10 protein-coding genes are annotated in these 12697 nt (G+C 63.3%); 5 read left to right on the forward strand and 5 right to left on the reverse strand.

Annotated elements, in window-relative coordinates; translation table 11 throughout:
* The first annotated feature begins 69 nt into the window (after positions 1-69).
* Together BX591_RS18215 and BX591_RS18220 are read left to right on the forward strand one after the other, a co-directional pair.
* On the forward strand, positions 70-4968 hold the full coding sequence (locus BX591_RS18215; protein WP_111932799.1) for a response regulator: 4899 nt from the start codon (positions 70-72) through the stop codon (positions 4966-4968).
* Between the two features lie 94 nt (positions 4969-5062).
* Positions 5063-5377: a high-potential iron-sulfur protein gene (locus BX591_RS18220; protein ID WP_111932770.1), complete on the forward strand. Its 315-nt coding sequence runs from the start codon at positions 5063-5065 to the stop codon at positions 5375-5377.
* A 15-nt stretch (positions 5378-5392) separates the two neighbouring features.
* On the opposite strand, the gene BX591_RS18225 is transcribed toward BX591_RS18220, so the two are convergent.
* Both BX591_RS18225 and BX591_RS18230 read right to left on the reverse strand, forming a co-directional pair.
* Positions 5393-5743 carry a DOPA 4,5-dioxygenase family protein gene (locus BX591_RS18225; protein ID WP_111932771.1) on the reverse strand — a complete coding sequence of 117 codons (351 nt, stop codon included), beginning with the start codon at positions 5741-5743 and terminating at the stop codon, positions 5393-5395.
* A 38-nt stretch (positions 5744-5781) separates the two neighbouring features.
* On the reverse strand, positions 5782-6255 hold the full coding sequence (locus BX591_RS18230; protein WP_111932772.1) for a GNAT family N-acetyltransferase: 474 nt from the start codon (positions 6253-6255) through the stop codon (positions 5782-5784).
* 567 nt (positions 6256-6822) lie between these two features.
* Here BX591_RS18230 and BX591_RS18235 point away from each other — a divergent pair.
* Positions 6823-7095 carry a DUF1488 family protein gene (locus BX591_RS18235; RefSeq protein WP_105505475.1) on the forward strand — a complete coding sequence of 91 codons (273 nt, stop codon included), beginning with the start codon at positions 6823-6825 and terminating at the stop codon, positions 7093-7095.
* Positions 7096-7111: 16 nt separating this feature from the next.
* Here BX591_RS18235 and BX591_RS36530 read toward each other — a convergent pair whose 3' ends face one another.
* Positions 7112-7258 carry a hypothetical protein gene (locus tag BX591_RS36530; RefSeq protein ID WP_167444578.1) on the reverse strand — a complete coding sequence of 49 codons (147 nt, stop codon included), beginning with the start codon at positions 7256-7258 and terminating at the stop codon, positions 7112-7114.
* An 862-nt stretch (positions 7259-8120) separates the two neighbouring features.
* On the opposite strand from BX591_RS36530, the gene BX591_RS18245 reads away from it, so the two are divergent.
* Positions 8121-8594, forward strand: a complete 474-nt coding sequence (locus BX591_RS18245) for a hypothetical protein (protein WP_111932774.1) — start codon at positions 8121-8123, stop codon at positions 8592-8594.
* Positions 8595-8705: 111 nt separating this feature from the next.
* On the opposite strand, the gene BX591_RS37365 is transcribed toward BX591_RS18245, so the two are convergent.
* Positions 8706-8912 carry a hypothetical protein gene (locus BX591_RS37365; RefSeq protein WP_336298144.1) on the reverse strand — a complete coding sequence of 69 codons (207 nt, stop codon included), beginning with the start codon at positions 8910-8912 and terminating at the stop codon, positions 8706-8708.
* Here BX591_RS37365 and BX591_RS37370 point away from each other — a divergent pair.
* On the forward strand, positions 8896-9282 hold the full coding sequence (locus BX591_RS37370) for a hypothetical protein (protein ID WP_420849392.1): 387 nt from the start codon (positions 8896-8898) through the stop codon (positions 9280-9282). The two genes, BX591_RS37365 and BX591_RS37370, sit on opposite strands and share 17 nt — an antisense overlap.
* Positions 9283-9422: 140 nt before the next feature.
* Here the strand turns inward: BX591_RS37370 and BX591_RS18255 are convergent, their stop codons facing one another.
* Positions 9423-12554 (reverse strand): sensor domain-containing protein, encoded by a 3132-nt coding sequence (locus BX591_RS18255; protein ID WP_167444579.1) that lies wholly within the window; start codon positions 12552-12554, stop codon positions 9423-9425.
* Between the last annotated feature and the right edge of the window lie 143 nt (positions 12555-12697).

A 12697-nucleotide genomic window follows, 5' to 3' on the forward strand; every position in this document is an offset into this window, starting at 1 on the left:
GCCGCACGGTCGTGACACCGCAGCGTCGAGGAGATCGCGTTGAAAGAGCCGGACAGTTTCACGTCGGATATGCCGTCTACGCCCCACGCCGTACCGCCGTTTTTGTCCGGCGGCGGCGAACTGGGCGCGCTCATTCGCGCCTACGACTGGACCCAGACAGCGCTCGGCGCGCCCGAGGGCTGGCCGCAAGGACTGAAGCTCGCGATCCGCATCATGCTGACTTCGCGGCAACCCATCTGGATCGGTTGGGGCGACGAGCTCATCAAGTTTTACAACGACCCGTACAAGTCGATCATCGGCGGCAAGCATCCGGTGGCGCTCGGTCAGCCGGCCCGTGTGGTGTGGCGCGAAATCTGGAACGATATCGAGCCACTGCTGAACACCGCGATGACCGGCACCGAAGGTATCTTCGTCGAACAGCAGTTCCTCATCATGGAGCGCAACGGCTTTCCCGAGGAAACCTATTACACCTTCTCGTACAGCCCAATTCCCGGCGACGACGGCGAGCCCGGCGGGATCCTCTGCGCCAATAGCGACGATACGCTGCGCGTGGTCGGTGAACGCCAGTTGGCGCTGCTGAAGGAACTGGCGGCCTCGAGTCCGGACGGCCGCGATTGGCGCGAGGCTTGCGAACTGAGCGCGCGTGCGTTGAAGTCGAATCCGCAAGATATCCCCTTCGCGTTGCTGTACGCCGCCGAGCCCGGTAACGACACGGTCACGCTCGTCGCGTCGAGCGGCGTCGAGCCGGGTCATCCGCTGGCGCCTGTATCCATGAGTCTGACGGGGCAGCCGGCGTGGCCGGTCGCCGACGTATTGAAGATCCAGGTGCCGCAAATGGTGCGCGGCTTGACGCAGCGTTTCGGCACGGAGGCGCCGCGCGGTCCGTGGCATATCGCGCCCGAGCAGGCCGTGATTTTGCCGGTGTCGCCGGGCAGCGAGACGGCGCAAGCCGTGGTGCTGATCGCCGGTCTGAATCCTTGCCGCCTGTTCGACGAGGCTTACCGCGGCTTTCTGAACCTGACCGCCGGCCAGATCAGTGCAGCGATCGGTTACGCGCAGGCCTATGCAGAAGAGCGGCGGCGCGCGGAGGCGCTGGCCGAAATCGATCGCGCGAAGACCACGTTCTTCTCCAACATCAGCCACGAGTTCCGTACGCCGCTGACCTTGATGCTCGGTCCGCTGGAAGAGTTGCTCGCCAGACTGCCGCGGGAGGCCGGCGCGGCAAACGCAGCGCCCGGCAGCAGCAACGAGATCGACGACCGTGCGCTGATCGAGATCACGCATCGCAACGGCTTGCGTTTGCTGAAGCTGGTCAACGCGCTACTGGATTTTTCGCGGATCGAGGCGGGGCGCATTCAGAGTCGCCCGCAGCCTACCGACATCGCCGCCTTCACGGCCGAACTCGCGTCGCTGTTCCAGTCCGCCATCGAAACGGCCGGTTTGCAACTCGAAGTGGAGGTTCCCACGGCGCCCGTGGTCGTGCAGATCGACCGCGAGATGTGGGAAAAGGTCGTGATGAACCTGCTGTCGAACGCGTACAAGTTCACGTTCTTCGGCACGATCCGGGTGAGGGTGCGCGCGCTCGAAGGCGAGGGCGTCGCGGTCAGCGTGACGGATACCGGCATTGGCATTGCCGAAGAAGAGGTGCCGCGCCTGTTCGAACGCTTTCATCGCGTGGCGGGCGCGCCGGGCCGTTCGGTCGAAGGCAGCGGGATTGGGCTCGCGATGGTGCAGGAACTGGTCAAACTGCATGGCGGCACGGTGCAAGTGGACAGCGTACTCGGCGAAGGCGCGTGCTTCACGGTCACGCTGCCGCGCGGCGCCGTGCCGGCTCAGGCCGAAGACGACACAGTGCATGCCGCCATGAGCCAACATGCGCGCACCTACGTCGACGCGGCTTTGCGCTGGAGTCCGGAGAACGAAATCCTCGCGGACGCACCGGTTGCCGCCAGCCCGCTCGGTGAGACGACAGGGTCCGGCGCGGCGCCGGCGACTGCCGCGCGTCTGCTGGTGGTCGACGACAACGCCGATTTGCGCGAATACATGAGCCGGATTCTGCGCGCGGCAGGCCACGACGTGCAGCTCGCCGCCGACGGCCAGGCCGCGCTCGACGCCGCACGCGCGGCGCCGCCGGATCTGGTGCTGTCCGACGTGATGATGCCGCGCCTCGACGGTTTCGGCCTGCTGCGTGAATTGCGTGCCGATCCCGTGTTGCGCGACACGCCCGTGCTGATGCTGTCCGCTCGAGCGGGGGAAGAGGCGCGCGTCGACGGTATCGAACACGGCGCCGACGACTATCTGACCAAGCCGTTCTCCGCCCGCGAATTGCTGGCTCGCGTGGCCGGTAATTTGCAACTGGCCCGTTTGCGTCGCGAGACCGAGATGAAGCTGCGCGAAGAATCGCGCACGCTGGAAATTCTCAATCGCGTGGGCTCGACGGTCGCGGCCGAACTCGATCTGAAGCGTGCGGTGCAGATCGTGACCGACGCGGCCACCGAGCTGACCGGCGCCGCGTTCGGCTCGTTCTTCTATAACGTGCTCGACGACCACGGCGGCAGCTACATGCTTTACACGCTGTCCGGCGTGCCGAAAGAAACGTTCGACCGCTTTCCGATGCCGCGCAACACGGCGGTGTTCGCGTCCACGTTCGGCGGCGAAGGGATTGTACGGGTCGACGACATTACGCAGGACCCGCGCTACGGCCACAACGCGCCGCATAAAGGTATGCCGGAAGGCCATCTGAAGGTACGCAGTTATCTGGCCGTGCCGGTGCAGTCGCGCGGCGGCGAAGTGGTCGGCGGGCTGTTCTTCGGTCACCCGGAGCCCGGCGTGTTCACCGAACGCGCCGAGCGGATCGTCGCCGGGATCGCCGCGCAGGCGGCAATTGCAATCGACAACGCGCGTCTCTATCAGGCCGCGCAATCCGAGATCGCCGAGCGCACTAAAGCGCAGAATGCGCTGAGCGATCTGAACGAGACGCTGGAACGCCGCGTGATCGAAACGGTGGCGGACCGCGATCGTCTGTGGGAGTTGAGCGAGGATCTGCTGGTGGTGGCCGACATCGAAGGTCGGCTGCAGCGCGTGAGTCCGTCGTGGAGCACGGTGCTCGGTCACGACAGGCACTGGCTGCTGTCGCGCTCTTACGTCGATCTGGTGCACCCGGACGATATCGCCGTGGTCGCCGCGCATCTGGCCGAACTGCGCCGCACCGGCGTGCCGGTGCGCTACGAAAACCGCTTCAAGCGGATCGACGGCACCTGGCGCTGGGTCGCCTGGACGCTCGCGCTCGACCCGGACACCGCGCGGATTCACGGCGTGGGCCGCGACGTCACCGCCGACAAGGAAACCACCGAGGCGCTGCGTCACGCTGAGGAAGCGCTGCGCATGGCTCAGAAAATGGAGGCGATCGGCAAGCTCACGGGCGGTGTCGCGCATGATTTCAACAATCTGCTGCAGGTGATCGGCGGCAATCTGCAACTGCTCGCGAAAGACGTCGCGGGCGCTGAGAAGGCCGAGCAACGCGTACGCAATGCGCTGGCCGGCGTGGCGCGCGGCGCCAATCTTTCGTCGCAATTGCTGGCCTTTGGACGGCGTCAGCCGCTCGCGCCGAAGGTCGTCAATCTCGGCCGCTTCGTACGTGGACTCGACGACATGCTGCGGCGCGCGCTCGGCGACGGCGTCGAGATCGAAACCATCGTGTCGGGCGGCTTGTGGAATACGCTGGTCGATCCGTTTCAGGTCGAAAACGCCCTGCTCAATCTGGCGATCAACGCGCGCGACGCGATGAGCGGGCACGGCAAGCTGACGATCGAAGCGGGCAACGCCGCGCTCGACGACGCGTATGCCCAGCGTAACGCCGAGGTCACGCCGGGCCAGTACGTGATGCTCGCGGTCACGGACACCGGCGCGGGGATGTCGCCGGAAGTGCGCGAGCGCGTCTTCGAACCGTTCTTCACGACCAAGCCCGAAGGCCAGGGCACCGGCCTGGGCTTGAGCATGGTGTATGGCTTCGTCAAGCAGTCCGGCGGCCACGTGAAGATCTACAGCGAAGAAGGGCATGGCACGACCATTCGCATTTATCTGCCGCGCGTGCGCCAGGAAGAGGACCTCGAAACCAATATCGACGCCGGGCCGGCCAAGGGCGGCACGGAAACGATCCTCGCGGTCGAGGACGACGAGGAAGTGCGCACCACCGTGGTCGAGATGCTGTCCGATCTCGGCTATCGCGTGCTGAAGGCGAAAGACGCGCAGAGCGCGCTGGCGATCGTCGAAAGCGGTGTGCCGATCGACATGTTGTTCACCGACGTGGTGATGCCCGGCGCGTTGCGCAGCACCGAACTCGCGCGTAAGGCGCGTGAGCGGCTGCCGGCGATCGCCGTGTTGTTCACGTCGGGCTACACGGATAACGCGATCGTGCATTCCGGGCGGCTCGACGAAGGTATCGCGTTGCTCAGCAAGCCCTACACGCACGAGGCGTTGGCGCGCAAAGTCCGCTACGTGCTGCAGACGCAGAACCCGCAATCCGCTGAGATTGCCGAAGCGGAGCGGCATCTTCTGGATATCGATCCGCCTCTCGCGGCAGACAGTGCCGACGCCTTTGCGGCAAACGCGCGGCTGCGGATTCTGCTGGTGGAAGACGACGAGCTGATCCGCGTGAGCACGGCGGAATTGCTGCGCACGTTCGATTTCGACATTCTGGAGGCCGAAGGCGAGCACGACGCGAAGCAACTACTGCGCGATCACGCGATCGACGTGATGCTGACCGACGTGGGGCTGGCGGGCAAATCGGGCGTGGATCTGGCGCTCGACGTGTGCCGCGAACGACCCGATCTGCGCGTGATCTTTCTGACCGGCTACGACCTCGTGCTGACGCCGGAACAGCGCAAGGTATTGCCGCACGCGATGCTGCTGCGCAAGCCCTACGAAATGCTGGATCTGATCGATGCGTTGAAAACGCCGCTGAGTTAGGCGGATGACGCTCGGGGCTTGCCAGCGGGAAAGCGGCGGCTCGCGCTAAAATCGTTGCGCTCGAAGTGAGTCCCCCACTTCCTATCGGAACACCATGAAAACATCGCGCCGCGAATTTCTGTTGAGGCTCAGCGTGGGCGTCGGCTCATCGCTCGTTCTGTCGGGCGTCGCGCTGGCCGACCCCGCGAACGCGCTCAGCGAGGCCGATCCCAAGGCGCAAGCCGTGGGCTATAAAGAAGACGCCTCGAAGATCGACAAGGCGAAATATCCCGGCTACGCGGCGGGACAGAATTGCGGCAACTGTTCGCTGTTTCAGGGCAAAGCCACCGATGCGTATGGCGGCTGCACGCTGTTCGGCGACAAGCAGGTCGCCGCGCGCGGCTGGTGCGATTCGTATTCGACTATGTGACGGGCTGGTGAGCCGTTACCCCAACGCGCTCAACACCAGTTCATGCGAACGGCCGATCCATACCGCCGCGTCGCGATGATCGCGCAACGCATCACCCGTATTCGGGTGTAGAAAAACATCGAGCGCGCCGTGATTCAGCGTGAGCCAGCCGACCAGCTCCGCGAATTGTTCGGGCGCGAACGCAAGCTGGTACGACCACTTAGGATGCGGCCCGACCGGGCGTTCGTGAAAGCGGCCCAATTCCAGCTTGCCGTTCCAGTGCGCTTCCACGATCTCGCGAAAGGCCCACGCGGCGTCGCGGCTGCTCGCGTCGAAATAGATATGGGCGTGCCAGCTTTCTATGGCTGAGGTGTCGCGAAGTGTCATGGCAGGGTCCGTGGTGTGGTTCAGTCTTTATCCGACATTTATTCTGCTTCAGTTTCCGCGGGCGCGCGTGGCGTGTATCGCATGTAAAACTGAGTCTCATCTTCGCCGTCGATCTTGAAGCCCAGACGATCATACAGGCGCTTCGCCGGGTTGCCTTTGAGCACCTTGAGCGTGACGGGCAGCGCATCGGTTTGCGCGATCCGCAAAACCGCTTGCAGCGCGCGCGCTCCGATGCCGTGCCCTTGCCGAGCCGGCACGATTTGTACTTGCACGACGACCCACTCGGTGTCGGTGCGGTACGCTTTCAGCAAGCCGGCCGGCGCGCCGTCGATGCAGATCACCTGCGCCGCATCGTAGCGATGCAGCAGGCGAGCGCGATGGGCGGCGTCGTCCACGGCTTCGCCGACGCGGGTCAGATGCTCCGTCATCGTGGCTTTGCGCAGTTCGAACAGAAAGGCTTCGTCGGCGTGTGTCGCGGGACGCAAAGTGAGGGCGGGTTCTTGAACGGTCATGGGGATTGCGTTGGCGGCGCTCACGCGGCAGGTAAGAACGGCGCTGAATTGTCGCGTGTGCGGCGCTTTTTTACCATGCTGCGATGTTTCGGCTTTTCAACTTTCTGCTTTAACGACGTCACTGGCGCGATAGCCGTACGGTCGCCGACACCGACGGGCGCGATTCAAAACGCGCGGCCCCCGGCGCGGTCGGCGTTTGCGGCACGCGAGGCGGGTCGCACGCGCGACCTGAGGCGTTTCCGCCGGGGTGACCAAGGTCGGCACCAGCGCTTTGGTGTTTATTGGCATGGGCTTTGCTTTTGCCTGATTCGCGGATTGGCGTGCGCGGGTTCGACACCGCGCCTGCCAAACGTCGAACCGCGCACGCCGATCTTCATCCCGACATGGATTCATTCGCCACGACCTTGGCTTGTGGGTGTGGGGGCGCTTGCGGCGACCGGGGTGGCAGAACCGCGCGGATAGGACGAGTCGACATAACGAAACGCCTGGCCTGCGTTTCCATTCAGTTTTATGCGCTGTCATTCGTTCAAGACGGCGAACGGCTTAACGAACATTGCGAGGTGGGCGATGGAAATTATCGAGCTTGAACCCAGCGTCTCGGCAGACGGACGCGCGGTGATTTTCCAGCTTTCGACGCGAGGTCGCGACCTCGAATGCGCCGTCACGCGTGAAGCGTTGGAGCAGCATTTCTGGCTGCAACGCGGCGCGGGCGAGGCACGCATTCTGAAGACGTTCGCGGACGGGCGCCAACGCATCACCGCAGTCGCGGAAAGAAAGATGCTCGCGCGCCCGGGCGAAAAAGTGCTGCTGACAATCAGCGATTTCGTCGCGCGCGGTTGACTGCGATCGCGGTTCTTTAGCCCGCCTTCACGCCCCACGGTTTCAGACGCGTATCCATCTGGCGAGCGACGATCACGCTGTTGTCGCTCGCATCGACATTGCCGTTATCTTGCGCGATATCGCGACCAAAGAACGGAAGCCGTTGTTCATATTTCCCCCTCACGTCTGACGAATTTGCGTTCGAATCGGCGTTTGAAATTGTGTTACGCCGATTCGCCAAATTAGGCCGCCAATTCCCCTCGCTTCGCTCAATTGCATTCGCAACGACTCGCATAAACTGTTTTCCATGGCGCGACAAATCACCGAGCCCATCGACGCGGTCTCCCCCCGCGTTGTTTTGAACCGTACCGTTGATGGCAGTGTGCCGCGGTTGTCGAACGCGGCAGGGCAGTAAAGCAGCAGGAAGTCGAAGCAAGGGAAAACGGCGCGCAGTGAGTGCGATAAGCGCGCGAAGTAGCACGGGGTTGCGGCTAGCTGATGTTGAAGGCGAAGGACCCGGCTGCGATTGAGTGGTAGGGAGTGGTAGGTCGGTAACGAAGATTTTTGCAGCAGATTTTCACGTAGTGGCAGTTCAGGCAATAAATGTTGATGTGATGCAGCAACCGCTTCTGTAGTAGCAGTTCAAGTAGCAACAGCGTTTTAGCTTTGATGGTTAGAGGTCGGCAAGCATCCACGCGCATGTGCGACTGTTCCATCCTGTCCGGCCCTGTTCCTTCGCGGGAACAGGGTTTTTTTTCGTCGACGACCCGCGGCCTGACTTGTATTCAGCGTGTTTGCACCGATATGCGAGCGTTGAATTTACTGCGCACCCGATTGCCGGCCGCGAGCGGGTAGGGCGGCAGCATGCCGCACCTCGACCCGCCTTTCAGGTGTTTAAGTCTGTCTTAATAGTTGCTTGCCATGATGGCTTCACAGAGTCGCATGAAGGGCCTGTCAGGCCGCCGGAGAAACCGGCGGCGTTTGCCACCGGAGAGCTGGATCGTTCGGTGGCGAAGCCGAGAGTGAGTGATGGAGGTTGAACCGTTATGCCCAATAAGTCGCGAGTCCGCAAGCACCACCAACCGGCCATGTCGCCGCTGCTGCGTGCATTGACCTTCAGCCGTACGGCCCACGAGCCGGTGACGGCGGCGATGCTGATGCAGTGCTATACCGCTCTCGACGCGTTCCGGCGCGGTCACGGTTCGCGCGATCTGCATCTGACGTTGAGCCGGCATTTGCTGGTGTCGCAAGAGTTGGCGCGGCTCGGTCTGGGCGAAGACGTGATCGCCGAAATTGAAAGCGCCCATGCGGCGATGGTGCGGCTCGACGCCCGCGAACACGAGACGGGTAGCTGGGCGCTCGAAGAGAGCGACTATGCGCGTCTTTGCACGGCGCTGGCGATTCTGGACGGGCAACTGGCCGTGGCGTCGCTAAGCGAGATCGCGAGCGCGGAAGCGCGGATGATCGAAGGCTTGATGCGCTCCGCGCAGGTCCAGGCTATTGCGGAAGCCGCGGTCTGAAGCGATTCGGTGTTTCAGCTCATAGGGCTGACGAAGCAGCGGACCTGAGTGAAGTGTCACGCTGTTCGCAAGCCCTACGCGGCTCGCGAAAGTTGCGAGAGTGGCGCGTTTTTATTCGTTGACGGGTCGACCGGTCTTCACCGCTTCGACCGCCGCCACCGCGGCCAGCAAACGCTTGGGTGCAGCGGCTTCGAGCATCAGCAGACCGGCGCGCAGCAATTCGCTTTTCTTGACGGAGACGCCGGCGTCGAGGCATTTCTGCTTCAATGAAGCGATCTTGTCATAGTCGGATTTGGGCATCGTGAAGCTGTCGCGCACGACCTTGTCCTTCTTCGCGCGCCTCGGTTTGGCTTCGACCGGCGCGGCGACTTTTTCCACCTTCGGTTCAACGGCGCGCTTGGCTTTGGCGGCTTTCTTCGTCGCGGCCGGTTTGGTTGCGGCTGGCTTTTCAGCTGCCGTGACCGGTGCGGCGCTGACCGGAGCCGCCGCGCGTTTTGCTTTAGACCCCTTCTTTGCCGAAGCCGGTTTGGCCGACTTGGTGCTCACTGCTTTCTCAGCGGCTGCCACCGGCGCAGCGCTTGCCGAAGCACGCTTGGTCTTCGCGGCCTTTCGTGCCGCAAACGGTTTGGTCGCTGCGGGCTTTGCCGCAACCGCGGCTTCTGCCGGCTCGGCGCTAACCGCGTTTTGAGTGTCCGCAGTCTTCGGGAAATGAAAAGCTTTCTTGGTCGGTTTTGCGGTGATCGGTGCGTTCATGGGGCCTCCACGGTAATAATGGTATAAACAGTATATACGGTTATCTGGTGTGTCCCCAGGGCAAAGCGTTACCAGTCAGTCCGCATATTCCCCTTCCTCTCGAAGATCCGCCTCGGTTGCCGCGGAGCGCAGCATGCCCGCGATAGCGTTGCCCGGCACTGCGGCGCTGTACAGAAAGCCCTGTCCTTCGCTGCACCCGTGCTCGACCAGAAAGCCGCGCTGCACATCCGTTTCGACGCCTTCGGCAATCACGTCGAACTTCAGCGCTTCGGCAATCGCGATCACCGCCAGCGTCAGCGCTTCATATTCCGTTCCCCTGCCGATCTCCTGGACGAACACCTTGTCGATCTTGATCCGGTCCACGCTGAAGCGTTGCAGATAGCTCAGACTGGAATAGCCGGTGCCGAAGTCGTCGATCGCGATTTTCACGCCGAGCTCGCGCAGATCGTGCAGCACGCGCGCGGCGTCGTCGGCGTTGCGCATCAGCGCGCCTTCCGTTACTTCGAGTTCGAGCATGTCCGCGTCGCAGCCGCTGTCGTGCAACGCGGCGCGCACCACGCCGACCAGATCGGAGCGCTCCAGTTGAACCGGCGAGACATTCACCGACACGCGGATCGGCGGCAGGCCCTGCGCCCGCCATTGGCTCGCCTGTTCGCACGCGGTTCGCAATACCCACTCCCCAATGCCTTGAATCAGGCCGGTTTCCTCGGCGATCGGAATGAACACCGCGGGCGAGACCACGCCCAGCTCCGCGTCATGCCAGCGCAGCAGCGCTTCGGCGCCGAAGATGCGGCCCGTCACCATGTCGATTTGCGGCTGGTAGGCGACCTGCAGCGACTTCGTTTTCGCGGCGCGGCGCAGCCGGGTCGACAGTTGCAGGCGTTCGGCCGCCGCGCGATTCAGTTCGGGCCGGTAGAACTGGTAGCCGTTGCGGCCGCGTGACTTCGCGAGGTACATCGCCGCGTCGGCATTGCGGATCAGGGTGTCGGCGTCCGCGCCGTCTTGCGGAAAGGTGCTGACGCCGATGCTGGCCTCCACATACAGCTCCCGTTCACCGACGTAAAACGCCTCCGTCATCGCGGCGATCAGGCGTTCGAGCATGGGCACCAGTTGTTCGCTGCTGGCACGCGCGGCCACGATAATGAACTCGTCGCCGCCGTAGCGGGCCACCAGATCGGTGGAACGCACCAGCCGTTGCAGCCGCCTTGCCACGCTGGCCAGCAACATGTCGCCCACCCGGTGACCGAGCGAATCGTTGACCTCCTTGAAGCGATCGAGGTCGAGGAACATGACCGAGACCTGACTGTTCGCGTCCGACGCGCGTTTGATCGCTTCGCTCAGACGCTCGTCGAGCAGCGTGCGATTAGGCAGTTCGGTCAACACGTCGTATTTCGCCTGGTGTTCCAGACGGGCCTGATATTCGACGAGCGCGGTGACGTCGCTCATCACACCCACATGGTGCGTGACGTGTCCCTGCTCGTCGCGCACCGGCGCCACCAGCACGTTGTTCCAGAATCGTTCGCCGTTCTTGCGGAAACACGAGAGTGTGACGTTAGCCTCGGTGTGGTGATCCAGCGCGGCGCGCACCTCGGCCCATTTCTGCGGATCGCCGGTTAGCTGGAACAACGCATTGCAGTCCGAGCCGGTCACGTCGGCGGACGAATAGCCGGTAATGCGCTCGAACGCCGCATTGGCGAACATCACGACGTTGCGCTCGGCCCGCACTTCCGCGATCACGATGCCGTTGATGCTGGCGTCGATCGCACGGCCCTGCAGGCGCAGCACCAGTTCGGCATTGCGCCGGGCGGTGATGTTGTCATAGGCGATCAGCACGCCGACGATGTTGCCGTTCTGATCCTTGAGCGGCAGCTTGGTTTCGGAAATCCACACTTCGGAGCCGTTCACCGCAATGGCGCTGCGTTCGAAATGGCGGCGGGTCAATTCGCCGGACATGACGCGGACGTCTTCGTCCTGCGCGACGTTGGGGTCGGTGCCCCACAGCAGATCGTGATCGCTCAGGCCGATCAACGCTTCTCGCGACGGCAAGCCTGCGTCGCGCGCGTAGATCTCGTTGCCGCCGACGTAGCTATGCTTCGCGTTCTTCCACGCGATGCCTTGCGGAATATGGTCGAGCACGTATTCGAGCGTCTGCTTCGATTCGAACAGTTCGGCCCGCGCCACCAGTTCGAGCGTGACGTCCACCATGACGGCCATGGTGGACGCGCGGCCTTCGAATGCGACGTTCAGGTGATGCACGTCCATCGACTTCTGCTCGCCGGCGCGGGTCCGGTAGCGCCATACGCCGGCCGCGCGAGTTTCGCCGAAGCTGGCACCGGCACTCGATTCGAAGAACGTCTTGAGGCGCTTGAACTCATCCGCCGAATGGACGTCTTCGAGCGACATGTCGAGCAGTTCTTCTTCCTGATAGCCGAAGCTTCGCTGCGCGGCGCCATTGGCCGCGACGAGTCCAAGCGACGCATTGTCGTAGATCCAGATCGGCAACGGATGTTCGTCGAAGAAGCGCTGGTAGCGGGCGCGCGCGGAGTCGGCGAGACGCAGCGCGGCGCGCAGCCGTCGCGCGATGCGGGCGTTCCAGCGCAGCAGCACCAGCAACAACGCCGCGGCCGTGAAGCCGCTGACCAGCAGCGCGTTGGACACCCACTTCGAGTCCGACGACGATTTGCTCACGACGGAATCGAGCGTGGCGTCCGCTTCCATCCGCACGTCGACCACGTGTTCGAGCACGCTATAGAAATACGCGTCGATTTCGTTGAGTTCCGGATCGCCGAGACTGACGCTACCGGGCCGCTCGTTGACGCGTATCGCCAGCGCCTGGCTGTGTTCGCCGAGCTTACGCATCAGATCGTCGAGTTCGTCCAGCCGTGACAGGCAGTCCTGACGATCGCGGCAACCGGAGCGGGCGTCGTTGGTCAGGTCGAGCAACGTCGCCATCGGAAAGTAGTACGGCGCACGTTTATAAAACGCGCGCGTGCCGATCAGCGTGTTCAGTTCGCCGTGCTCGTCCAGCATGATCTGCTGGACCTGATCGAGGTCGCGCTTCAGGCGGCCCCACTCGTGGAGCGTGCCGACGGAATTCTCCTGCTCGTGCGTCTGGCGGCGCGCCAGAAAGGTATTCAGGCCGATCGCGCAGAGAATGAACGCAACGACAATGGCCGTAAAGGCCTTGCCGATGAGATCGCGATGCAATGCCAGTCCTGCAAAGCTGGCGGTGTCGCGCCGTCTCGACGGTCCGCTATGTGTGCGGTTGGGATGCGGCTTTACCATGGATGGCCTCGAGTCCGTCTGTCGACGGGATAACGGCCTGCGGAGCGAAGTTCTTGAGTATTACG

Source organism: Paraburkholderia bryophila, assembly GCF_003269035.1.
Lineage (GTDB): Bacteria > Pseudomonadota > Gammaproteobacteria > Burkholderiales > Burkholderiaceae > Paraburkholderia > Paraburkholderia bryophila.